Origin of the sequence: Rhizobium leguminosarum, assembly GCF_002953715.1 — a bacterium.
In the GTDB taxonomy this organism is placed as follows: Bacteria; Pseudomonadota; Alphaproteobacteria; order Rhizobiales; family Rhizobiaceae; genus Rhizobium; species Rhizobium leguminosarum_V.
Map to the genome: position 1 here is coordinate 511,926 of NZ_CP025014.1, position 24,041 is coordinate 535,966.

The 24,041-nt window shown below is 60.4% G+C and carries 19 protein-coding genes and 2 pseudogenes; 14 read left to right on the forward strand and 7 right to left on the reverse strand.

All coding sequences use genetic code 11. From position 1 onward, the window contains the following. Window positions 1–3 precede the first annotated feature (3 nt). From CUJ84_RS31970 to CUJ84_RS32010, 9 genes are all read left to right on the forward strand, one after another. The gene (locus CUJ84_RS31970) at window positions 4–801 is read left to right on the forward strand and encodes a TadE/TadG family type IV pilus assembly protein (protein ID WP_105009585.1); all 798 of its coding nucleotides are present in this window, start codon (window positions 4–6) and stop codon (window positions 799–801) included. After that, window positions 798–2,438: a TadE/TadG family type IV pilus assembly protein gene (locus CUJ84_RS31975; protein ID WP_105009586.1), complete on the forward strand. Its 1,641-nt coding sequence runs from the start codon at window positions 798–800 to the stop codon at window positions 2,436–2,438. Before CUJ84_RS31970 ends, CUJ84_RS31975 begins: the two co-directional genes overlap by 4 nt. After that, entirely contained in the window at window positions 2,410–3,090 is a 681-nt protein-coding gene (locus tag CUJ84_RS31980; RefSeq protein WP_105009587.1) for a TadE/TadG family type IV pilus assembly protein, read from the forward strand. Before CUJ84_RS31975 ends, CUJ84_RS31980 begins: the two co-directional genes overlap by 29 nt. A gap of 1 nt (window position 3,091) precedes the next feature. Beyond that, complete coding sequence (locus CUJ84_RS31985; protein ID WP_105009588.1) at window positions 3,092–4,018, forward strand: hypothetical protein; 927 nt, start codon at window positions 3,092–3,094, stop codon at window positions 4,016–4,018. Beyond that, window positions 4,015–4,971 (forward strand): Flp pilus assembly protein CpaB, encoded by a 957-nt coding sequence (gene cpaB / locus CUJ84_RS31990; RefSeq protein ID WP_105009589.1) that lies wholly within the window; start codon window positions 4,015–4,017, stop codon window positions 4,969–4,971. The genes CUJ84_RS31985 and cpaB overlap by 4 nt, the downstream gene beginning before the upstream one ends. A gap of 20 nt (window positions 4,972–4,991) precedes the next feature. Continuing rightward, window positions 4,992–6,890 carry an ATPase, T2SS/T4P/T4SS family gene (locus tag CUJ84_RS31995; RefSeq protein WP_105009590.1) on the forward strand — a complete coding sequence of 633 codons (1,899 nt, stop codon included), beginning with the start codon at window positions 4,992–4,994 and terminating at the stop codon, window positions 6,888–6,890. 112 nt (window positions 6,891–7,002) lie between these two features. Continuing rightward, entirely contained in the window at window positions 7,003–7,866 is an 864-nt protein-coding gene (locus tag CUJ84_RS32000) for a type II secretion system F family protein (protein WP_105009591.1), read from the forward strand. Continuing rightward, complete coding sequence (locus tag CUJ84_RS32005) at window positions 7,863–8,768, forward strand: type II secretion system F family protein (protein WP_105009592.1); 906 nt, start codon at window positions 7,863–7,865, stop codon at window positions 8,766–8,768. Before CUJ84_RS32000 ends, CUJ84_RS32005 begins: the two co-directional genes overlap by 4 nt. Window positions 8,769–8,770: 2 nt before the next feature. Continuing rightward, complete coding sequence (locus tag CUJ84_RS32010; RefSeq protein ID WP_105009593.1) at window positions 8,771–9,646, forward strand: FHA domain-containing protein; 876 nt, start codon at window positions 8,771–8,773, stop codon at window positions 9,644–9,646. 112 nt (window positions 9,647–9,758) lie between these two features. On the opposite strand, the gene CUJ84_RS32015 is transcribed toward CUJ84_RS32010, so the two are convergent. The 3 genes from CUJ84_RS32015 to CUJ84_RS32025 form a co-directional block, all read right to left on the reverse strand. After that, window positions 9,759–10,850, reverse strand: coding sequence for an acyltransferase family protein (locus CUJ84_RS32015; protein WP_105009594.1), 1,092 nt, complete (start codon window positions 10,848–10,850; stop codon window positions 9,759–9,761). A 155-nt stretch (window positions 10,851–11,005) separates the two neighbouring features. Beyond that, window positions 11,006–12,520, reverse strand: a complete 1,515-nt coding sequence (locus CUJ84_RS32020; protein ID WP_105009595.1) for a lipopolysaccharide biosynthesis protein — start codon at window positions 12,518–12,520, stop codon at window positions 11,006–11,008. Between the two features lie 19 nt (window positions 12,521–12,539). After that, window positions 12,540–13,625 carry a polysaccharide pyruvyl transferase family protein gene (locus CUJ84_RS32025; RefSeq protein ID WP_105009596.1) on the reverse strand — a complete coding sequence of 362 codons (1,086 nt, stop codon included), beginning with the start codon at window positions 13,623–13,625 and terminating at the stop codon, window positions 12,540–12,542. 371 nt (window positions 13,626–13,996) lie between these two features. On the opposite strand from CUJ84_RS32025, the pseudogene CUJ84_RS32030 reads away from it, so the two are divergent. Further along, window positions 13,997–14,110, forward strand: a pseudogene (locus CUJ84_RS32030) (FHA domain-containing protein); the annotation flags it as partial. A 188-nt stretch (window positions 14,111–14,298) separates the two neighbouring features. Here the strand turns inward: CUJ84_RS32030 and CUJ84_RS32035 are convergent. From CUJ84_RS32035 to CUJ84_RS32045, 3 genes are all read right to left on the reverse strand, one after another. Continuing rightward, a complete protein-coding gene (locus tag CUJ84_RS32035; protein WP_105009597.1) occupies window positions 14,299–14,904 on the reverse strand; it encodes a LysE family transporter in 606 nt (201 codons plus the stop codon). Between the two features lie 7 nt (window positions 14,905–14,911). After that, window positions 14,912–18,106 (reverse strand): M10 family metallopeptidase C-terminal domain-containing protein, encoded by a 3,195-nt coding sequence (locus tag CUJ84_RS32040; protein ID WP_105009598.1) that lies wholly within the window; start codon window positions 18,104–18,106, stop codon window positions 14,912–14,914. A gap of 107 nt (window positions 18,107–18,213) precedes the next feature. After that, window positions 18,214–18,462 carry a hypothetical protein gene (locus CUJ84_RS32045; protein ID WP_105009599.1) on the reverse strand — a complete coding sequence of 83 codons (249 nt, stop codon included), beginning with the start codon at window positions 18,460–18,462 and terminating at the stop codon, window positions 18,214–18,216. Window positions 18,463–18,617: 155 nt separating this feature from the next. Between CUJ84_RS32045 and CUJ84_RS32050 the strand changes: the two genes are divergently transcribed. The 3 genes and pseudogenes from CUJ84_RS32050 to CUJ84_RS32060 form a co-directional block, all read left to right on the forward strand. Then, window positions 18,618–19,511, forward strand: a complete 894-nt coding sequence (locus CUJ84_RS32050; protein WP_105009600.1) for a helix-turn-helix transcriptional regulator — start codon at window positions 18,618–18,620, stop codon at window positions 19,509–19,511. 9 nt (window positions 19,512–19,520) lie between these two features. Continuing rightward, window positions 19,521–20,663 (forward strand): helix-turn-helix transcriptional regulator, encoded by a 1,143-nt coding sequence (locus CUJ84_RS32055; protein WP_105009601.1) that lies wholly within the window; start codon window positions 19,521–19,523, stop codon window positions 20,661–20,663. A gap of 211 nt (window positions 20,664–20,874) precedes the next feature. Beyond that, window positions 20,875–21,018: pseudogene (locus tag CUJ84_RS32060) on the forward strand (FHA domain-containing protein); the annotation flags it as partial. 14 nt (window positions 21,019–21,032) lie between these two features. Here the strand turns inward: CUJ84_RS32060 and CUJ84_RS32065 are convergent. After that, window positions 21,033–22,961 carry an adenylate/guanylate cyclase domain-containing protein gene (locus CUJ84_RS32065; RefSeq protein WP_105009602.1) on the reverse strand — a complete coding sequence of 643 codons (1,929 nt, stop codon included), beginning with the start codon at window positions 22,959–22,961 and terminating at the stop codon, window positions 21,033–21,035. Window positions 22,962–23,180: 219 nt separating this feature from the next. On the opposite strand from CUJ84_RS32065, the gene CUJ84_RS32070 reads away from it, so the two are divergent. Next, entirely contained in the window at window positions 23,181–23,951 is a 771-nt protein-coding gene (locus CUJ84_RS32070; protein ID WP_105009669.1) for an SDR family NAD(P)-dependent oxidoreductase, read from the forward strand. The last annotated feature ends 90 nt before the right edge of the window (window positions 23,952–24,041 follow it).

Consider the following 24,041-nt stretch of genomic DNA (forward strand, 5'->3'; position numbering starts at 1 on the left):
GCAATGCGCGCGGAACTCGAACGCCCCATCTTCGACGGTGCCTTCTGGAGTTCGATCCTGCACTCGCGGACCTTCTGGATCCCTGAGGATCACGGCGCGCTCCTCGGTACCTTTGCGATCGCCATGATGCTGCTTGCCTCGATGCTGCTGCTGCCGCGGCTTTCCGCCCGCCGGCGCCGGATCTCGGAGCTTCACGGCGATATCTCCGGCAGCACGACGATGATGGATTTCGTGCTTGTCACGCCGGTCTTCGTCTTCTTCATGTTCGTGGTCTTCCAGTTCACCATCCTGGCCAAGAACCACCTCTTCACTCACTACGCCGCCTATGCGGCGGCCCGCAGCGCCCGCGTCTATTTCTGTCCGGCCCTGCCGATCACCATCCGGAGCTTAATCGACGCCAAGACCTGCGATGACGATGCTGCCGCCGGCAAGGCCGATCTTGCGGCCCGCCTGGCGCTGATCCCGGCCGCACCCTACGACCAGCTGAAATGCGTCGGCGCCTGCCAGCCGCCCGAAGAGGCGCTGAAAAGCCTTGCCGATGCCTCGGGCCTTTCGAAGAACTGGCGCGCGATGCGCAACCAGGCCCGCTACATGTTCGATCCGCAGAACGTCACCGTGACCGTCGATCGCGCGCCGATGGCGCTCTATGCCGCCATCAACCGTTCGCCGCATGTGCCGGTCACCGCCAAGGTGGAAGCGCGCTTCCTGCTGCTCGAATATGCCGGCTGGGTCTTTGCCCGCGGCCAGAGGAAAGACGGCCGCTACTACACGATCTCGACGGCGGAGGTGAACCTGCTATGACACCGACCCTCATAAAGCGCCTGCACCGCGACGAGCGCGGCTTCCTGTCACCCATCATTCTCTACATGACGATCGCGCTCGCCCTGATGATCGTCTGGATCCTGAATACGGGACAGATGATCTACGACAAGCAGCGCACGCAGGACACTGCCGACGCCGCCGCGCTCGTCCATGCGGACTGGGAAGCGCGCTATCTCAACATCATGGCGATGAACAACGTTGCTTCCTCGCAGGCAACCGTCGTCATGGCGACCTCGGTCGCCTACCAGCTGACGACGGCGGAACTCGCCCTGCGCTCGGGTGTCATTCTGGCGAAACTTGCCGAATATTCTTTCACGGAAGGCTTCGGCCCGGCGTCGCTCCTGCCGCCGATGCCGCCGATGCCCTATTGCCCGGGCTGGCAGAAAGTTCCGATCGTCGGCGGCATCATCTACGGTGCTTGCTTGGCGTTCCAAGGGGTCCGGGCGATAGGAGCCACCAAGGCGCTTGCATATACGGTAAAAGCGCAGATCGATTATGATCCCTTAGGCCTCATCGTGAAGTCCAGCGACATCATCGACGCCATGAATGATCTCAACGACTACCTCGTCGAGAGCTTTCCTCAGCGGGTCGGCAACGAAGCCTTGCATCTGGTGCGCCTGAACAAGTCGGACCATGTCGTCTTCCACCCGCCGTGCGAATCCTGCAACGACGCCGGAGAGGGCGCCGGCGGCAACCTGCCGGTGGATCGCGACGGCATCAATCCCGCCTCGGCCTATGCTGAAATGTGCCTTGCCATGGCCAATGGCACCCAGGGACAAGACCCGCTCCTCATGCGCGGCGAGTTTGCCAATCGCGGCTTCCCCAACGGCAAGGGTCCGTTGACTGCAGGCGGCGTCGACGGCAGCCATATCCGCGACTGGGTCAACCACGAGAGCGGCATCGACGATGCTTTAGTGGACTTTTACATCTTTTATGAAGCCTTCGGCCCGGCCTATCTGAGCAAGGTCCCGTTTAAGGCGATCATCGAGCAATTTGGCGATCTCAGCTGGTGGCAGGAACTGCTGCTCGATGGCAGCTTCTTTGTCGCCGAAGAATTCTTCGGCATCGAGTTCGGTGTCGTGAACCCCTTCCAGCTGCCGATCGACGTGCCGCCGCGCTATTCCGACAAACAGACAAAGGACGAGAACGATTTCACCCGCAAGTTCGACATGATCTGGAACCAGGTCTGCGGCCCAGCCGGTGGCGCGATTTCCGTGGCGGGTGCTCCCCTGCCCGTCATCTCCTTCCCGAAGCCTTACTGGCTGAAGGGACGCATACCGTTTAACTTTACGCCCTTTGGCGGCGAGCAACTCGACGACTACCAGACGCTAGCGATCGTTTCGCGCGCCCCGCGCGCCAGGCTGCAGATCCGCATCTTCAAGGACAAGACACCGTCCGCCTATGCCTTGGCGCAGAGCTGGGTCCACAACTACACGGCCTTCGATCTCTACACCCAGGATTGGCTGGCATCGCTTGCCCCCGCGACACTCGCCGATGATATCGGCCAAGTTTCCAACACCATCAAACAGAGCCCGGCTGCCGATAGTTTCACCGGCTTGACCCGCGTCTTCGACCGAGGAGGAGCCAATGCCTGGGCTGCCGTCAACACACACTGAGCCTATGGGCGGTCCTCCGGGCCGCGGGCTGCTGATGCGGCTGCACCGCGACAGGCGCGGCCTTGCCTCGATTGAATTCGTGCTCGCCGCGCCGGTCATCTTGCTGATCGTGATTTTTGTCATCCACGCGAACAAGATCTCCACCAAGAAGGTCGGAACCATGCTCGCGATGCGCAATGCCGCCTTCGCCGAGGCGAATGGGCTGGACTGCACGTCGGATTTCTCGAACGTCTTCCCGATTCCGGCCTTGCCAGGACTACCCGGGGGCGACGCCATGAACTGCTCGCGCACACCATCGCACGAAGGCGACGGCGACCCGCCGCGCACCTTTGTCTGGGACGATGTTCAGAACACCCTCAAGAGCGACGGCCGCGATTTCGGCGACATGGTCGGCGACCTCGCCAATGAGAAGCCGCAGCTCGTCACCGCGACTGCCGACCGCGTCTACAAGTTCAGGGATTCCGACGATCTCGATACCATCAGGAGCATCCGCTGGAAGGATGCGTTTACGGTGGACGATTCCACGCTGTTTGCCTCGCACAACAACGATACCACGCGTCGCGGCTACGATCCGACCCTGCGCCGGGAAATCCGCGACGTGGCCGACGATTCCGGCGATCTCTTCGACGGCGTCTTTCCGGGGGCGAAATGAGATGAGACAGGGCTCGCGCATCGCTTTCCGTTTCGCCGGCCATCTCACTGGTTTGGCGCTCGTCATCGGGCTTGCCGCTGCCATGGCCGCACCGGGCCGCGCCGAGATCTACAAGGATTTGAGGGTGACGCTGAATTCGATGCTGGCCGGTATCGTCGGCGCGCCGGAACGCGCGCCGCGCGATCTCGTCATCAACGGCCAGCCGCTTGAATTCACACCCTACCAGAGCGATCGCAGCATTTCCGATATCACCGACGAGTGGCTGCGGGTACTGGCCGTCAATACCCGCCCTGCCCTGCCGAAAAGCAACGACAGGCAAGAGCTGACCGCCGTCATTGCCGCCAACATGCTGATCGTCCCGAAAACGAGCCGCATCCGCGACGATCTCGCCGTGGTGGTGCGGTTCTTCGACGGCGACGGCGAGGCGGCCCTCGACTATCTCAGACGGCAGGATCCGGCCAATCCTTCGGCAAGAGCGCCGATACCAGGCGTCTCGATCATGATCCGTCGTCCCGCCGATGCGCCGATGACCGAAGTGCTGATGAGCCGCTTCGACGATGTCACTGCGACGCTGCCGGCCTTCGCGGCTCCAGCCGATGTCAGCAAGCTGCCGATGTCGCTGCGTCCGCCGGCCGGTGTCGAAGTGCTGAGCGATATCGGCGATCGCGACAAGGGCCACACGTCGCGCACGGTCGTGTCGAAAGGCACGCTCACCGCCTCCCGCTGGTCGGATCAGCGCGCCGATCTTCTTGTCCGCGACGGCTTCACCATCGAGACGCCGCCGGCACAGCGCGGCGGAGTCACCGCTCTTTATGGCCGGCGCGGCAGCGTCGAGGCTAACGTTCTTTATGTCAGAAGCAAAACCGACGGCCGGACCGTCGAGGTCATTCAAATCAGGCAACCCTTCGTCGAAGGAATAACACCATGAACTGGAAGCTCATCGCGGCCGTCATCGTCGGGCTCATCACGGGCGTTCTGCTCTACTTCTGGACCGAGAGCGTCAAGAACGAGCAGGTGGCCTATGCCTTCATGCGGCTCCAGCCCGACAGGAAGGTGACGCGAGGACAGGCGATCACGCCCGACATGCTCGCCGAACCAGTCATGCTGCCGGAAAGCTTCGGGGCGCTCGCCAAGCTCGCGGTTCCCGCGGCCAGCGCCTATCAGGAATGGCTGAAGGACAGGACGGCTGCAAGCGATATTCCGGCCGGCTCGGTGTTGCTCTTCCAGTATTTCGACGATACCGACGGTGGACGCCTGACGACGATGATCGCGCCGGGTAAACGGGCGCTGACCCTTCCCGTCAATGCGGCCGCGGCCGTCGGCCATTTCGTCGAGCCGGGCAGCTATGTCGATATCATCGGCACGGTCGACGAACCGGTCGAGCCCGTGGCGCCGGCCGCCGCGACCCAGCTGGGCGCTCCTGGCCAGCCCGCTGCCGTGCCAGGTCAGCCTGCCGTCCCTGGTCAGGCGCCGGCCGCAGCCGGGCAGCCGCAGGCTCCAGCCCAGCCGCAGTCGCCGGTCGAGCAGATGCTGAAGAATTATCTCACCCAGTATCCAGGCGCCGACGAGAACGATGTCAACGCCTACCGCAAACAGGCGCAGGACTATAAGCTCGGCATAAGCTCGCGCACCCGCGTCGTCACCCGCACCTTCCTGCAGAATGTCAAAGTGCTGGCCGTCGGCGCAGCGACGACGGCGGAGGGTGCGGTCACCAAGGCCAATAGCACCTACAACAATGTGACCGTCGAAGTGACACCGTCGGAAGCTGAAATGCTGATTTTTGCCATGGGCCAGTCGAACGGCAGCCTCAATCTCGTGCTGCGCAATCCGGCTGACAATACCGTCGAGGACCTGCCGAGCATCAACTGGACGCGCATGTGACCGTCGCGGGGGAATGAGCCATGCTGTTGAAGATTTCCTATGAGGACGGCAGCGGTCGGGAGGTGATCCCGCTCTCGGCGAACGAGACCTATTTCGTCGGCGAAAGCAGCACGCTGACGCTGCCCGCCGGCGCGGGCGTCGTGCGGCTGCGCGGCAGCCACGTCTCCTCGCCGCAATTCGTGCTGCGAAAGTCGGGCCAGGGCTGGTCGGTGCAGCATCACGGCCGCAACCCGACGCGCGTCGACGACCAACCGCTTCGAGCCGGCACGCCGGTTGCGATATCGGCCGGCATGTCGATCTGGGTGCCGAATGTCACGATCGAACTCGTCGAGCCGGCCGCGGCCCCCGTGGCGGTCACGCAGTTTCCGGACCAGGAACGTGTGCTGGCGCTGCAGATGGAAATACATGAGCGATTGCTAAAAGACACACAGTATGACCGGCTGGTGAAATCCTCCGATTTCGGCCGCGAGGAGACGCGCAGCCGCATCCGCGAGCGTCTCGACATGTTCATCAAGGAGGCGCTCGACAGCGCGCCGCAGGATCTCGTCATCCTCGTCATCAAGAACGCCGTCTATCGGTGGCTGGCAAAACGCATCGCCCGCACAGGCCGACGGGATGCTTCGTCGAATGCCGCAAGCCTCTCGCGCGAGGAGCAGGACAATCGCCGCCTGTTCGACGTCGGCAAGGCGCTGATTTCGGCGCTGCAGCTCAAGCTGAACTTCGAATCCACCCGCTCCGACTTCGCCCAGCTCGACACCCGTTTCAGCGCCGCCTTCCAGTCCAGGCAGGCTCTGTTCAACGCTGGCGACCGCTACGAAATCGCCCATATGCACATGCGCTCCAATATCGAGGAGCTGATGTATCGCTGGGGAACGATCTCCGAGCTGATGGATCTCGACGTCATCTCGGAAATCATGGTGACGCGCTACGACGAGATCTACGTCGAAAAATTCGGCCTGCTGGAGCGCTATCCCTTCGCCTTCGCCAATGAGCGGCAGCTGATGAAGGTGATCGAGCGCATCGCCGTCGATTCCAACCGCTCGATCAACGAGAGCGAGGCGATGGCCGACTTCCGCATGCCGGATGGCTCGCGTGTCAACGCCGTCATTCCGCCGCTGGCGGTCAAGGGCGCCTGCCTCACCATCCGCAAGTTCGGCGGCAAGTCGCGGCTCGACATCAGCAAGCTGGTGACCGCCGGCGCGCTCAGCGAGCCGATGCGCGCCTTCCTCGAGGCGGCCGTCCGCTCGCGCAAGAACATCGTCGTCTCCGGCGGCACCGGCTCCGGCAAGACGACGCTCTTGAACAGCCTGTCGCAATTCATTCCGGTCGGTGAACGCGTCGTGGCCGTCGAGGACACGTCCGAACTGCAACTCGACGGCATCCATGTCGTCTATCTGCAATCGCGGCCGAAGACGGCGGAGTCCGAGACCAGCGTCACCATCCGCGATCTCGTGCGCAACGCCCTGCGCATGCGGCCTGACCGCATCATCGTCGGCGAGTGCCGCGGTGCCGAAGCGATCGACATGCTGCAGGCGATGAACACCGGCCATGCCGGCTCGATGACGACGGCGCATGCCAATACGCCGCAGGACATGATGACCCGCCTTGAGGTGATGGTGCTGCAGGGCCAGAGCTCGCTGCCGGTCATGGCGATCCGCCAGCAGATCGTTGCCGCCGTCGAACTCGTCGTGCAGCTGAACCGCCTGGCGAACGGGCGGCGCGCCGTCACCGAGATATCAGAGGTGATCGGCATCGATCCGGATACCGGCCTCATCATCGTCGAGCCGATCTTCAATCTCGTCGGCCGCGCCGGCGGCCAGGCCGTGCATGCCTTCACCGGCTACCTGCCGAGCTTCGTCGCCGAACTCGTCGAGTTCAACGACGACGGCGAAATCGAAAAACTGGATATGTTCGTCTAGAGCGGTTCAGGTTTTCGCGGAAGCGCAGAACCGCTCTAAGCTTTTGTTTTTACGCAATTCCGGACGGAAAACCGCTTCGCACTTTTCCTGGAATTGCTCTGAGGGGGAAACGATGAATATCAGCATTCTGCAGATTTTTACGGTCGCCCTCGGCGCTGTGACGGCGGGACTGCTCGTCTGGGGCGCGCCGGTGCGCTGGCCGGCGCCGCTGCTGCGCGCCACCGAGCGTGACATTGCGCTCGCCAGCGAGGCGGCGCAGGTCTTCGGGCGCGATGCCGTTCCGCCCTATACGATGATCCTCGCCTACGGCATCACGGCGATTGTCGTCTTCATCGTGGTCTCGCTGATCTTCGGGCCGATCTTCGGCTTCGTCGTCGCCATCCCGGTCGCCATCTTTCTGCCCAAGGGCGTGATCCGTTATTTTCTGCAGCGCCGCTGGCTGCAGATCGAATCGCAGCTTCCCTATGCCGTCGACCAGATCGTCTCGGCGGTGCGCACCGGCAAACCGCTCGCCATCGCCGTCAATGCGGTGGCCGATACCGGCCAGATGCCGGCCTCGCGCGAGTTCGAGCGCATTGCCCGTGAACAGAAGCTCGGCATCGGCCTGGTCGAGGCGCTCGACCGCCATGGCCGCAACGTGCCGAGCCTGCACTTCAAGATGGTCGATGCGGCTCTCGGTCTCTTTGCCCGCCAGGGCGGCGACATTTCCGAGCCGCTGACGGAAATGTCGAAATCCTTCAAGGAAATCTGGAAGCTCGACCAGAAGATCACGACCTCGTCGTCGCAGGCGCGCATGAATTTCCGCGTCGTCAACGGCGGCGCGCTGTTCATGATCCTGATGATCTTCTTCGGCCAGCCGGAACTGATCGACAAGGTGTTCGGCAATGCCATCGGCATCGTCATCGCGATCGTCGGCGCCGTTCTCTATGCCACCGGTTTCTTCTGGATGCGCTCGATGATGAAGGTTTCGGTATGATGTCCGGGATACCTCTTGGCCCCATCGCCGTCGTCTTTGCCGGGATCACCGCTGCGCTGTTCGTCTGGTGGATCGGCGACATGCTCGGCAGCATTCAGGTGGTGCGCCGGTCCGCAGGCGGCGATGGTCCGCCGCCCAATATCGTCGACAGCATCGGCATGCGCACGCCGGTCGAATTCGTGCTGACGCATTTCGAGCCGCTCCTGGCCGATTACGGCGCGCAGCTCGAGCAGAAGCTGATCTATGGCGGCCGGCCGTTCGGCGGCGTGACGGGGCGGGAATATATCGCGCTTCTCGTCGTTCTGAGCCTCTTCGGCTTCATCGTGCTCGGCCTGCTGTTCGGCATTGCCAGCGGCAGCGTGATCGGCGGGCTCGTCGCCGGCCTGATCCTCGGCCTGATCCCGGCCATCTATTTCTGGGTCGTCGCCGACGACAAGGCGCAGGATCGCAAGGAGCGCATTTCGCGCGAATTTCCCTATTTCCTCGATCTCGTCGTCATGACGCAGCAGGCGCAAGCGACGCTGCCGGAAAGCCTGAGGCTTTATGCCGAGGCGGCACCCGGCACCGTCATGAGCGAGGAGATCGAACAGACGCTGAAGGACGTGGCGCTCGGCACCGGCATGATCGAGGCGCTGCAGCGGCTGGAGCGCCGCATGACCGCCGAGGAGGTCATCCGCGTCATCCGCGCCGTGATCCAGGGCGAAGTCGAGGGCAGCAACCGCGTCGAGCTGTTGCGCGAACATGCGCGCGACCTGCGCTTCCGCCGTTGGGAAAAGGCCGACAGGGCCAGTGAAAAGCTGAAAGCCAAGATCGTCATGCCGGCGATGATGATCGTCGTGTCGATCCTGCTTCTGGTGCTGGCCCCGGCAATTGTCGAGATGATGTCGAGTGGGATGTTCTGATCATGGTCTTTTCCTTCTTTCGCGGAAACAAGCCAAGCCTTCTGCAGACCGGTCCCGGCGGCCAGAGCCGCAGCCATGTGCTCGACCGGCCGGAAATGTCGATCGGCCGGGCTTCCAATGCCGATATCGTCGTCGACGATCCATTCCTGGCGCCGATCCATGCGCGCATCGAGCGGCAGAGCGACGGCGGCTTCATCATTCGCCGCATGGGGCTGAACCCGATCATGCTGCGCGGCGAAGCATTGTTGCAGACGGCCTCGCTGAAAACAGGCGACAGCTTCCGTCTCGGCAAGGACGTCGAATTCCAGTTCGTCGTCAAAGCCGCCGCCAAGGAGGCGCCGAAGAAGGAGGCTTCCAAGGTCGGTGACGACAAGCCGAAAAAATCGCTCCTCAAGCAGCCGGCTTTCCTCGCCGGCATGGGTGTCGCCTATCTCGCCATCGTCGGCATCATCGGCTACGTGATCCTGTCCGACAGCGGCAGCGCGGAAAGTGGCCCGACGGCCGAGCGCATCAATGCCGAAGCCGGCCGCATTCCGACATGCATCAAGAACGCCCGGCGCATGCGCCAGGTCTCCGAGCAAAGTTTCAACGGGGCTGTCGGTGGCCGCGTCGGCAGGGATGGCGATGCAACCTATGCCGCTCTTTCGCTGGCAGCCGAACCGTCTGACGACACCGCGCTGGCAAAGGCCGCCGAGCCGATCGTCGAGGCTTACAAGCGCACGGCGCTCGCAGCCCTTGCCTCGGAAAACCGCGGCAACAATACGCTGGCGCAGAGTCTCTACCAGCAGACCTACGATCTCGTTCCCGACATCAACTGCTCGGCCGCGCGTTTTGCGCTGCAGCGCCGCGCCGCCACGAAGCCGCCCGCCCGCCGCTGATCGACGACATAAGCGCGTCGAAGCGGTTTGCTGCAAGACGAGCGGTTGACCGACCATTCCAAGCGCACCCCATGCATTTAAGTAGGTGCACCTAGCAAAGCCGACGCAAAAGTTATCGAGCTCGACGGGTCCGCGTAGCCATGGTTTTGTCAACGAGGCGAGCGGTCAGATAAGCGAAACATACGACCGCGCTGAGAAACACTGAGAATGCGAGAGGGCTATTCAATCCAATCGACGCCGCAACCGGCTTGAAAACGCCGATCGCACCTCGATGTAGGATGTAGATTGGGTAGGAGATATACCCAATCCATGTCGCCAACGCCTCTGCTTTTGCAGGCATCTCCAAAAGTAGGCCAAGCATCACGATGAGCGGCGCCAGGGCCATCGCGAACATCAAGTCGTAGTAAGGCCGCAGCACGACAGGAACCGGCGCCGCAATGCAAATCATCAGAAGAAGGCATGGCACAATGGCGGCCCAGCCCTTCCTCCATGCGGGCATGCCGCCGAATAGACGGCTTATCACGACCCCTGCGGTAAATGAAAACATCACCCTTGGCAGGCCGCCTACCGCGGAGGGCCACTCCCAGCCAATATTCAACATGCCGTATTTAAGACCGACAAAAACCAAAGATGCAGCCGAGACCAATACAACTCCGCAGAGGGCGCGGATAGAAAGCCGAAAAAGCCACAGGGCGAAGACTATATTCACCAACAGTTCCCAGAACATCGACCACGCTGGACCGTTGATTGGAAACATTCCTTGCATCGGGTTTGCTTGAAGGAAATAGATTGGGCTGGGCAGAAAGAACGTGTTCGCAGTCGTCGACGCCAGCAGGTCGATGACACTTTGATTTCTCAGCCCCCAGCTTGTTAACAGAATGATCTGTATGAGGCCGACCAAAATTCCGATCAAATAGAGCGGATAAAGGCGCTTGATGCGGGCCGCCATAAACGACTGGAACAGCAGACCGCGGGCGAGCCGTTTTCCGTAAATATCGGCGATAATAAATCCGCTGAGAACGAAGAAAAAATCGACGGCCAAATAGGCTGAAGGCGCATAGCTCTCCCGGAAATGTGTAGCGACAACACAAATAGCGGCAAATCCGCGCATTGCATCGAGCGTATAGTAGCGGTTGCGGTCGGCAACCGAGGCTCCTACATCGTCCATCGCCGGTGGCGAATAACCGCGGTCGAGGCTAGTCATCTTATGGATTATCCTATTACGCGTTGTGTCTGAGGGGCGTTCGGATGCGGTGGATGAGAACGTCACCGAAGCGGCGTTCTCATAATTTCAGATGACGGCTTGAGCACCAGATCCTTCAAATCGCAAGACAGGTCTATGCGGGTAGGGCCTGGAAATCATGCAGGGTTGGCAACCGCACCCCTGTTACTTTTGCGCTGCCGTGCCTGCTTTATACTGCCGATCAAGATATTTAAGCGAGCTCTGCACAGAACGAATATCAGGCCGCAGTAAACCATGCCGCCTGCAAGGATTTCCAAAGCCAAGCGTGGATACGGGGACCAATGAATGAGCAATTCGTGGAGGAGGAAAACGACTGCAACCATTCCTGCAGAGGCTATGGTAGGCCGCAGGAATTGCGCCAGATATGCCGGGATACTCAGCTCTATATGCTGCGAAACCTTCCAGCTGGTGATCGGCCAAAACAACAGAACTTCGATCATTATGGCGAAAACAATCGTCGTGACGCCATAAGGATAGAGAATTGCGATCGTCAGGAGTGTGAGGAGGTTTCGTGCCAGCTGGTAGTAAAACCACCAATCCATCTCTCCTTGGCTCTTGATCAAGGATGCCTGCACGTAGCCGATCCCAGCCATCAATCCTATGACGCAGTAGAACCGAACCGGCCAAACGGCCGCGATCCAATGTGCACCGAAAATTGTCGTGATCGCATCATCGGCAACGGCGGCAAGGCCAATGAATACGGGGTAGGACACCAGAGCACAGCCAAACGTTGCCATGAGAAATGCTTCTCGAACTTTCTTCGGATCGGACCGCAATGAAGAAAGCAAGACGTGCGTGACAGATGTTAAGCCCCCGGCGATAACGTTGTTGATCATATCAAACAAGCGCTTCGAAAAGTTATAGATCCCGAGCGCTGCCGGGCTCAAGAGCACTCCAATGAGCAAGTTGTCCAAGCTCATCGTCTGTAAAAACCGCGTGCCGGATGCAAAGAACCCATAGTGAAGGAGTTCGTTGAGGCTTGCTCGCTTCAGGTGAAGCCCGGGCCGCCACCCGGCGCCCCAGAAAGCGGCGCCGCATGATGCTGCTGTGGCCGCGATCTGTGCAATCGCAAGCCCCCACAAGCCGAAACCCGCGAGAACCAAAACAAGGCAAATGCAGGCAGAAGTGATGGTAGCAATCACAGTGCGGACGGCTACCAGATGAAACGACATCTTCCTATTGACAATTGCATTCGGAACGACGGCCGTGAAGTCGAAGAAAACCTTCAATCCCATGATGTAAATCAGGGGTGTGATTTGCTCATGCCCCACATAGGCCGCGATTGGCGAAGCGGCTATGCACAAAGCGCCATAGATCAAAAATGAAAAAGCGAGCGAAAGCAGGAATATCGTATCCAGATGGCTGCGCCTGATTTCGGCTTTTTGTATGATCGCTTCGCCAAATGCCGTTGGTCCAAAGCTGCCCGCAAACGACACAATGCTGAATGCCAGCGCGACAAGACCGAAATCCTGGGGCTGGAGAACGCGAGACGTCACCACAAAGACAGCGAAGGTCAGAACTGTCGGAATAAGCGTGCTCAGCGCCGACCAGAAAGCACCCGTTACGGCTGCGGCGGATCGGTTCTCACTGACATGGCTGAATAGAATATCGTCGTCTCGTAAAACCGACAAAGTGAGCTCCTACCGGGAATCAGACTATGGAGGGTTGAGGTATTAGATCGGGCGCGGGAATAGCGGGACTTGGATTCATGGGTTTACTCGACTTGTACCAAGCTCCTCCCATCTCATACGGCAGGCGAGACATTGCTGCTAAAAGCTCACCGTGATTTGTCGCTTTCTCCACCAGAGGGCTATCGCCAGTCTGGCTATCGATGACGTCGTGTAGATTGCTTCCGTCCCTCGCAACCGCGATATGCGGCTTGTTCAGCAAAAGACAGAGAATATGACCGTGTAGATGGTTGGTGATGATCCGTTGCGCGCCGGACAGGATCTTCACGCCGTAATCGACATATCGAGCCGCGACATCCTCACGATGTTGGGCGATCATCTCTGTGCGGCTAAAGCCATGCCGCAACGCCGACTTGACGACGCTCGACTTGCGCATGCGCGACAAGCTATTTGGACCGTTGATCCAATTGGTAAGAGGTCCATCAACGATCGCTCGTGCTTTCGCTATATCAACCTCGTCCTCTCCAAGAGGCTGCATGACGTATAATACCCTGAGAGGATCGGCTTCGAACGGTTTCAGCGTTCCCATGCCGAATGCCGTGTCCGGACCAGCCTCAACTTCACAATCGAAGTTGGCTTTCGCTAACTCGAAACTCTGACCATCGCGCGTCATGCAAAAAAACTTGCGATGCCTCCCAATCGTACGTTTCGCGTATTCCTTGAGGGACTCGTTGGCGAAATGAATCGTTTGCGGCATCTGAATGATCGTTCGATCCGGATATTTCCACATCAAACGGTAGCGAACATCATCCCTGCCCGTCCGCGCGTCTCCAAGGTCGGTCCAACCGCAAATGAATATTGGAGCGTCGCCTGGTGTTGTTTTTATCTCATCTATACTTTGAGCGGTGCTGCCAGTCAGCACCGGGAGGCGCCCCGTTACTTCGCGCAATACCATCGACAATCCAAGCCAACTCGCATGATGGCCAGGGTCTTTATTTGATGGAAAGTTCATTATAACGTAAGGCTGTCCCCGGCTTACAAATTTCCTTACGATTTCAATCAACTTTTCTTTTTGTCGTCGTATTACAACTTCGCCGAGGTGATGCATATACTCAACTTGTATTTTCAAAACTCGAACAGCAATTACAGCCGCGATTCTGAAAAGTCAATTGGAGGATGTATTACTTTTGAGTAATAGTTAAGTGGGCAAATTGTCTCACTTCTTAGCCACCAACGATCACGAGGTTCGAGCGTCGCGCCTGGGCTGGGAATTGCGAAGCGAACGGACAGCCCGCGGCACATCCGTGGATGATGAAGTGTTGATTGGACTAGATGTCGAAGAAGGAGATCGCGGGCTTTCGGCGATGGCCGGACCATCAACAGCACCGCGCAATTCCGTTCCGGTTTCCGCGATATCTATTCTTACGACAGCAGGGGAAGCGGGCAAAAACGCCTGGGATACCAGGCTGGCCGCTTCAGCTGATAACGAGCCTCTACCAACAGACCTACGATCTCGTTCCCGACATCAACTGCTCGGCGGCGTGTTTCGCGCTGCAGCGCCGCGCCGCCGTGAAGCCGGTCGCCCGCCGATGATCGCCACGCTCTCCGCCACCGTCAACAGCGACATGCAGAATAAGATTGATAAGCTGCTTTCGTGGATTATTCGGTATTGCATTGTCCACCAGCGGTCGTCAGTTCCGCTTGCCTTGCCTTGCCTTGCCTTGCCTTGCCTTGCCCTGCGCGGCTCGACCATATCGTCGTTAGCTCCCTGAGTGATTGGATCAAAGCACATGCTCATAAAGCAGTATTAAGCCATAAAGCCCCATGGCGGCTGCCAGGACGGTTTGGGCAGCCCTCGCCCAGATCGTGTCGAGCCGTTGAATGGCGGGGACGGAGAAAACAAGTCCAACCAAGATAAACCAGGAGAAGGCCATGAGGAAAATGATGCAGGAGGCTGCTTCACCCATACCGGTCCTGAAGTCCGGCTGGGCGAGATAGAGGCCCACGAAGAAGGGAACGGACAGGGGATTACTGAGCGCCGTTGCGAGGCCCAAACTGTAGAGCCTGAGACTCAGGCTATCCGATCCGACCTGTTGTGGGCGCGCGCCCGCAAGAGGACGGCGCGCAAGCCGGACGGCTGAATAAAGGAGAATCGAGGACAGAACAACTGAAGCCCACATATCCAGGTCATCCAGCATGTAAAGGGACGTTGCTCCGATCGCAGCGAGATAAGAGGCCATGGCGGCGCCGGAGGCAATCCCGGCGGCCACGCTCAGCAAGCGACCCCAGGACGGCCTTACGGCCACGCGAAGCACAATAAGCAGGTTTGGCCCCGGCGCGACCAGAACCAATGCATACGATAGAGCAAGCGAGGCGAGAAGCGGCATATCCGCCTCACATAAGCATGTCGTGATGGGCTGCCACCGCCAGGACGGGCTCGGCCACGTTCTGGATGTCGATGGTGAAGGACTTGACAGTCGATGCGCCGAGGCTGTCGGTGGCCTTTGCGGTGATCGTCAACGCGTGATCTGTTATGGTCTCGTAGTCGATCGCCGCCGTCGTCTGCAATTTGTTGCCGACGATCTTGAAATGGTCGGCATCGCCGACGAGCGACCACTTGATCGTATTGCCCTCGGCATCGATGGCTGAAAACAGGCCGACCGAGGAGCCGACCTTGATGTTCTCTTTGATGCTGGCGCGGGAGAGTTTGAGCTCGACCGGGGCAGTGTTGACCGCAGGTTCGGCGACATCCTTGACCGAAATCGCAAAGGTCTTGTCGACTGACACTGTGCCGTCGGAGACCTCGACGATGATAGCGAAGGAACTCTTCGCCTCGAAATCGAAGGCCTTGGCGGTGACCAGCCTGTCGCCTTTCAGCGAGAACTGCCCGTCGGCGTCGTCGATGAGCTTGAATTTCAGCGTGTCGCCGTCGCCGTCGAAGGCCGAAAGCAGGCCGAGCGTCGTCCATCGCGGCGTGTCCTCTGCGACGACCATCTTGGAGAGCTGGATGTTGGTCGGCGCGGTGTTGACCGGAGGCGGCTCGCCGGTTCCCAGATCGATTGTGCGATCCGCGAATTGCGCGAATTCAACATCGAGACCGTATGTGTCCTTGCCTTCCGCAACGCTGGCAATGGTGTGAAGATCCGAGTTCCATTGGTAATCGGCGTATTTGCCGGCAAACACGATTGTGTCGCTGCCATCGCCACCGGAAAAAATGTCGTCACCGCCGCCGCCCGATATCCGGTCGTCGCCTTTACCGCCACTCAGGATATTGGCAAGCCTGTCGCCGATAAGCGTGTCGCCGTAGTCGGAGCCGGTCAGGTTCTCGATCGAGAAATACTTGTCTCCCGCCGCATCCCCGGTGTTGACCGAGGAGTCGGCGAGACTGGCCGTCACGGCCTGCGTCGCATCCGAATAGGAGGCGGTGTCATTGCCGGAAGCGACAGCGCCGTAGCTTGGCACATCCACCGAGACGTGCAGCTGATAATCATAGGCCCTGTTGTAGTAATTATCGACCACCAGGTAATAGTCGCCGGTATTCTGGACGGTAAACGTCAGGTGGGAATCTTTTACATTCGTCGATCCCGGATCGAGCGGCCCCGTCATATCGTCATTATAGGCGATATCGAGCCCGCGCGAGGCGTATAGGCGGATGTTGGTGTCCGTGGTCACGCTCGGCGACGTGCTGTCGATGTCGAAGGTAACGGTGGTGCCGGCAAGGAGCCGGAGATGGTAGTAGTCAAAGCCATTCTCACCGGTTGAGGCGTCGACCGTCACATGCGGCAGCGAGGTGGCGTTGGCGATGTTGGCGTTGGCGCCCAGGCTGAAGCGATCCGTCAGATCGAGCGCCTTGTCAGCGGAGGAAAGATCGAGCGTGGCGGGCTTGACAACCTCGCCGCTGCCCATGCCGATCGGCGAAACCGGGCCATCCGCCGAGACATGAAGCTGGTGCGCCATTTTGCCGTTGCCGGAATGCGTGATGTAATAATCGCCTGTCGTGGCGACGGTAAAGGTGATGAAGGAGTCTGTCCCGCTGGCCGAGCCGGGATCGAGCTGTCCACCCATCGCCTTGTTGAAGGCGACCAGCGCGTGCGCCGAGTCGTAGAGGCCGACTTGGCTGTAGGTCCCGTAAGGCAGGCCATCGACATCGAGCGTCACCGTCGTCCCGGCGTTGAGATGCACGCGATAATAGCCTTCGCTGTAGGCTTCTTCGTCGGGCAGGTTGATCGTGACATGCGGGACCGTGGTCGAATCCTGGACATTGGCATCGGCAAAGACGCTGAAGCTGTTGGAGATATCGAGCGCCGTGGCGAAGGACGAAATCGCGTTGCCGACAGGCTTCGTCACCGAGCCGCTGCCGAGGCCAACGCCCGCAGGCTGGTCGTCGCCGTAGAGCACGTCCGCGCCCGCGCCGCCGCGAAGGATGTCGTTGCCGGCCCCGCCCAGCAGTCCGTCATTGCCGGCTCCGCCGTTCAGTGTGTCGTTGCCCTCCTTGCCCGAGAGCGCATCGTTGCCGCCGCCGCCGCTCAATGTGTTGGCAGCGATGTTGCCCAGTATCGTATCCGCTCCGGATCCGCCCTTGGCGTTCTCGATCAACGAGCGTGGATCGTTATTGTAGAGCAGCGCGTTGGCGATATTACCCTCGGGCGGCGTGATGATGTTGCTTGCCGAAAGATGGCGAGCGGCCAGCTGGCTTTCGGAGAAAGTCGACATCGCACCCGGGGCGAGGTCAATCTTGAGGTCACTGCTGTAGTTTGACAGATCGTAGGTGTCGACGCCGCCGCCATCCCAGACCGTGCCGTAGATCGTGTTTGTCGCCGGGGCGCCCTGGCCGACACCGTTGTGGAATTGCTCGCCGGTGGTCGGGTCCCATGAATAGGTCGTGTCGCCGCCGTTGGTGGTGAAGTTGGCGCCGTAGAGATATTGAAGAGCCGCGATATCTGCCGGCATGAAGCTTTGTTGCGACTGGTCTCCCGCGTAATAGCCGAACGAATGGTCGGCTCCGAAGAAGATGGAATAGTCGGCGCTGTGCCCGCCCTGATCCAGGCCGAGGGTCTGCGCCACGCCCCTCATGATGTCCAGAAAGCCAAAATTTCCCTTTATCGGCTGGCCAAAAAAGAAATTATCCTGGCTGAACCATGCGTCGCCCGCCTCGGGCGTGTGGCCGGGGGCATTGAACATCGTCGAATCGAAATTCTCGATGGGTGGAGCGTCGCTGTCATAGACGGTCTTCAACTGGCTGAACCGCAAAATGGCGTGGTCGGTCGCCGTTTCGGTCACTTCGGAAAAGTTGAGGCCGGTGTAAGAAGAGACCATGGCAAGGGCGGAGCGGGTCGCATCCTGCTGAGCGGCGGTAAAGCCGACATGCTGCGCCCACCAGGGCCCAAGTCCGACGCCCGGATATTCGAAGCCGCCAGAGGGATAATAGGAATAAAAAGAACCTTGAGCAGGGAAGCTGTAGGTCAGCGTCGTCGACGTCCATCGGGTACCCGAGAGAAGCGGATCGATATTTGGATTTCCTGAGGGGCTTACGTCTGCACTATCACCTGTTTCGGCTGATATAAGTGCGGCTTCAGTTATGTCAGACATCACAAATCCTTCCAAATCAATGTCTTAGAATTTAACGGAGCATCGAATTCCAGCACCTAAGCCAAAACAGCGAGATTGTTTGCCGCCGAGACGAAGGTGGCCTTCGATCAGTCTGGCGTGAAGCTGGCGCTCTCGGCACCTGCCGCATCCGAGAGAATGGTGACTGCTCCCGTCACGAGGTCCTTCAGGAAGATGTCGGAATGGCCGTCCGCGTCTCCGGCGACGAGATTGGAGGCGGAGGAGGTGAAGACCGCCTTGGCTCCATCGGGGGAAATGCTGCCGCTTCCGGCCACACCCGAATTGCCATTGCCGGCTTCGCCGTCAGCGTTCGAGGAGAGAATGATCGGTGTCGTCATGTCGTGCCTTCATCGTTGCGTCGGGACGAATTCTGGCGCGACTGTAGTGAGGGTTGTAAATAACGGCGTCCACCATTGGGATGAGAAACAGCTTGAGCCCATTTTTGGACTGCACTATCGTTGCTGCATTGCAGTAAATCCGAAGAGCATCGCAAATGGCATCAAATATTTCGCCGGATGTATTTTCGTCCGTGCTTGGGCAGATTTACGAATGTGCGCTCTTTCCGGAACGCTGGCCTGCCACAATCGAGACTATCCGGCGCCTTTTATCTGATATATCGGGCCTGGACTTCGAACAGCCCTGTCTGTCGACATTGGCAGCCGACGGTGCCGGTCACGGCAACAGGGGTGACGGCGATATCAGGATCGCCACCCGGCCGGCCCTCGATGCCATCCTGATCGGGCATCTCGAGCGGGCTGCGTCGATCGGCCGCATCGCCCGCGATCGGGCGATCGCATCCGAGTTGCACGAGGCCAATGTGGATGGCTGGGAAAGCGGGGTTCTTCTTGTCGACGAGGCGCTTTACCTCATTCGCGCCAACCGGGCCGGCGAGAGCATGATCGAAGGCGGCAATCCGGTGCGTCTGCGGCATGGATGCCTGGAACTCAGACCGGCCTCGGCGCAGAAGGCGCTTGAGCAGGCCGTGGTGAAGGCGACCGGCGAAATTGGCGGATCAGGGGCGCCGATCAATTTCATCGCTGTCGACGGCGCCGGCGTTCCGGCTGTGATCCAGGTGATGGCGGTGCGCGAGGATTTGAGGCCGCCGCTTCCCGTGCGGCAATCAGCAGTCGCCATCGTGCTGGTCTCGCCGATGGCCACGCGCTCGCCGCCGCAGCAGGCGCTGAGCGCGCTTTACGGCCTGACGCCGGCTGAGACTCGCGTCCTCCAGCTTCTGGGGGCGGGATCGACGCTGGCCGACATTGCCGGCACTCTGCAATCGAAGCGCTCGACGGTGAAGACGCATCTGCTGCGGATCTTCGCCAAAACCTCCACGAACAGGCAGGCCGATCTCGTGCGGCTCGTCCATTCCCTGTCCTCACCGGTGTAGCCCTTCCCGATGAATATTCATCCACCGCTTCAACTGACCTCGCATCTCGTCGGCATGATCTATGACTGCGTTCTCGAACCGGTCAAATGGGAGGCCTTCGTCAGCGAGCTGCTGCGCGAGCTCGACTTTTCCTATGGCCTGCTCAGCATCAGCGCCTTCCCCGAAGGCAACGCCGTCTTCGGCGTCAGCGTCGGAATCGAAGGGCCGTGGATGGAAAAGCTGCCTGGCTACTGGGCCGATATCATGGATCTCTGGGGCGGCGACGCGCGCATCCAGCAATATCCGCTGGAGGAACCCATCCTTCAGTCTGAGATCGTCGACGGCCGCCGGCTGAAGGCCAATCCCTATTACAGCGGCTGGTTCGCGCCGCAGGGCTATATCGATGCCGTGGCGATCGGGCTGGAGCGCAACCCGCATATGGTCTCCAGCATGGCGCTCGGGCGTCACGCCTCGGTCGGCCCGGTGGGCGAAAGCGAGCTCGGCCTGCTGCGCCTCCTTGCGCCGCATCTGCGCCGCGCCATATCGATCGCCCAGCAGTTAGAGCTGCAGTCGATCGCAGCATCGGCCTATGCCTCGGTGGTCGAGAGCCTGCCTGTCGGCGTGCTGCTGGTGGACGAACTGATGACCATCATCCATGCCAATCCGACCGCCGAAAGCCTGCTGTCGCGGCCGGGGCCGTTTCGGTCGGCCGGCAACCGGCTGGCGGTGAGGGCCGAAGGCGCCGCAGCGCTCGAACAGGCCATCGCCAAGGCTGCGTCCGACGAGGTCGCCCTTGGCGGCAACGGCGGAGCTGGTATTCCCCTGCGCCATGCCGACGGCTCCGCCTATGTCGTGCACGTCCTGCCACTGCGGCAGCGGCAAAGCCGCGGCGCACTCTGCCTGCCGGCGTCGGCCGCTCTCTTCCTCGTGCCGGCCGGCAGCCAGGCGCTGCTGCCGAGCGAACCCGTGACCCAGCTTTACGGCCTGACCCCAGCGGAAACCCGCATCTTCGAGCTGATCGCCCACGGCGAAGCGCCGAAGGCGATCGCCAAACAGCTCGGCCTGTCCGCCAACACGGTCAAGACGCATGTCCGCAATATCTTCGCCAAGACGGGAACGCGCCGCCAGGCCGATTTCGCCCGGATGGCCGCCTCGCTTCGCGTGCTGCTTTGAGGGGCGATCGGAAATGCCTCGCCTGCATGAAAGCCTCGGCCAAGCGGCGCCGAAATGCGCTCAGGTAATGGAGAAACTGCCTTCTCGCACGGTGGAAGGTACGAACCCTGGTCCACTCTGGGCAATAAACGGTATAAGCGGCACACCGCTTTCCTTTTCCGGTCTCTAGACTTCGGATCGGTCAGGGCAATTCGGCGGTGACGCGGAAGATGCCGCCGAGCCGATCGTCGAGGCTTACAAGCGCACGGCGCTCGCATCCCTTGCCTCGGAAAACCGCGGCAACAATACGCTGGCGCAGAGCCTCTACCAGCAGACCTACGATCTCGTTCCCGACATCAACTGCTCGGCCGTGCGTTGCACAGGGTTGCTCTATGGCTGCCCGAGGGGGTTGGCCTTCCCCGCCTCGCATTCCGGCAGTCGCACAGGTTTGGCGAGGTTCACCAGCGCCTCGGGCTTGGCGCACGCCGGGAAGCCGGCGAGCGGCATTGTCTCTATAAACCGATTGCGCTCGATTATGCTTAGGCCGGGTTCACTGATCATGCTCTCGACAGTCACCTCGGGGTGCTGCTTGAGAGTTTCCATAGCTGAAGCATGCGCCTCATCGGTTCGACCCAGTGCCGCAAGCGAGCTGCTACGGACCACCCAAGTCCACCTTTGGTAGTTGTTAGGCGTCATGCGCTCCAGCATCGTCACCGCGTCCTCATACCGCCCCGCCATAAAATAGGCAGGTGCGAAGAAGTTGGACGCCCACATCGGATAATTCGGGTCGAGCCGCATGACCTTGTCGACCATTTGAGCACCGCGTTCTGGTTCACCGAAGCGTGCTGCATAGCCGCTGTAAAAAGTCAGGATTTCGGACGAACCCGGAGCCAGACGAAGGGCCGTGTCGAATTCGGACTTGCCGCGGCCCATGTCGCCCTTATTGGCAAGGCTCATACCAAACACCGCATGGGCTTCAGCGTCGCTCGGATCAAGCCGCACCGCGCGTTCGGCCACATCGGCGGCCGCCTTGCGGTTGCTCTCGGGATCGACGCCAAACACACCCATCAGATCATGAGCATGGTAAAGTTCTACCCAGGCCCGTGCCAGCCCCGGGTCCAGCTCGACGGCGCGGTTGAGAAACGTGATGGCCTCCTCGTCATCGGCTTTTGTGAGCTTTTCAATCTTCTCGGACCCGAGAAGATAGTAATCATAGGCATTCAGGTTTTCAGGCCGTTTGCGTTTGGCTGCAGCCCGCCCGGCCTCTTGAATCAGTCCCACTCCGCCGCCGAGGCGGTTGGCGACCTGTTCTGCGATTTCGGTCTGAACGGCGAACACGTCCTCAGCGGGCCGGTCCCAATTCTCCGACCAAAGATGATGGCCGGCCTTTGCATCGATCAACTGTGCTGTGATCCGTACCCGATCACTCTGCCGCTGGATCGAGCCTTCCAGTACAAAGCCGACATGGAGCGCGCTTGCGACCTGGCGGGCATCCACGGGCTTGCCTTTATAAACGTCCGTCGAATTCCGCGCCACCACCTCGAATTCGGGAAACCGCGCGAGGTCGGTGATGATGTCCTCGGTCAGCCCATAGGCCAGACGCCCGCTGGCCTCGTCGCCGCCATAATTGTTGAAGGGCAGCACCGCCACCGACGGCTTGCCACTCAAAGGTTCGGGCTGCAAGAACCACCAGACCCCGCCGCCCGCCAGAGCAAGCGCCACGATCGCCGCTGCAGCCGCCTTGGCCCAGCGCGGTACAATTTTGAGAAGGGGCCGACGCGCCCGTTTGCCGTCGAGCCTCAGCCGATACATCCGTACCGGGCGGCTGATGTTCTTGACCTGCTGCTCGCCGGCGAAATCGAGCGGCCAGTCGAGTTTGCCCTGGAGATGATCGTATGCCGTGCCCGACACCACCACGCCGCCCGGCTCGGCCAAATGCTCCAGCCGCGCGGCGACATTCACGCCATCCCCATAGACATCGCCATCCACCAAGGCCACATCGCCCAGATTGATCCCGACGCGAAATACGATGCGCTCGGGCTCCGGTAGGTCGGCGTTGCGCGCCGCCACGGCATTCTGAAATTCCGCGGCGCAGGCAACCGCATCAACCACGCTGTCGAAGGCGACGAGCGTGCCGTCGCCCATCAGCTTGATAACGGTGCCATGGCGCTGGGAGATGGCGGGATTGATCAGGTCGGCGCGGATGGCCTTCAGTCGCTTGATGGTGCCGGCCTCATCGGCCTCCATCGCCTTCGAGTAGCCGACCATATCCGCCGCTAGGATCGCGAGCAGCTTTCGGTCGAGCGCGGGGGTGCCCATCATCGTTGCCTTGCATGAACATGCAATAGTGTCGGCAGTCTACACCCATCGACGCGCCGCAACTAGCACGCCGCCAAAACGGCAGGTCTGCTTGTGGCGCTACCCAGAGCCGAAGCAGGCCTCACGCGTCCCAAAGGGACGCTCCTCAGCATGCTGAGAATATCTGGCATCCGCCCGCCGACGCTGCCATAAATCAGCTTCATCGAGGGAGGAGCCATGATGCAGAAGAATGCGCCGGACTTCAGCCTTGAGGGCAAGGTGACTTTGGTGACGGGAGCAAGCCGTGGCATCGGTCGAGCTTGCGCGCTTGCCTGTGCGAGAGCAGGCTCCGATATTGTTTTGGGGGTCCGCGATGTCGCGGCGTCGGCGGGCCTGGTTGCCGAACTCGAGGGCGCGGGACGAAAAGTTCTGCCCGTTGAACTGGACATTCCCAACAAGGCCCATATCGCACAAGCGGTCGACGCGGCGCTTACCACGTTCGGTCGGATCGACGTCCTCGTCAACAACGTCGGCGTGGCTCCGGGCAATCTCGCGGAACTCGTCGAGGAGAAGGACCTCGACGAGATACTCGATGTCAACATCAAGGGCACTTTTCTGATGATGCAGGCAGTAGGGCGTCACATGATCAAGCGCAATGGGGGCCGGATCATCAGCATCAGCTCACAGGCTGGCACCGTGGCACTGCGCGGCGAGGCAATCTATTGCATGAGCAAGGCGGCAATTAATCACCTCACGCGCTGCCTTGCAGCCGAATGGGCATCCTATAATGTCACTGTAAACACCGTATCGCCGACGTTCATTCACACCGATGGTACAGCACCTTTTCTATCCGATGCCGAAAATCACAAAGCGACGCTCGGTCACATTCCACTCGGCCGGATCGGTGAAACCGATGATGTGGTGGGGGCCGTGGTCTTCCTGGCATCGCCGGCTGCGAGCCTCATCACGGGCGCGAACCTGCTGGTGGACGGTGGATGGTCCGTCGCCTGAGGCCTAGGCTGGCTGCACAGGAGCGCAAGACACGGTCTCGAAGGCAAGGGTCGCCTCGTCGGCAACATTGACCACACGTCCGTCATGGCG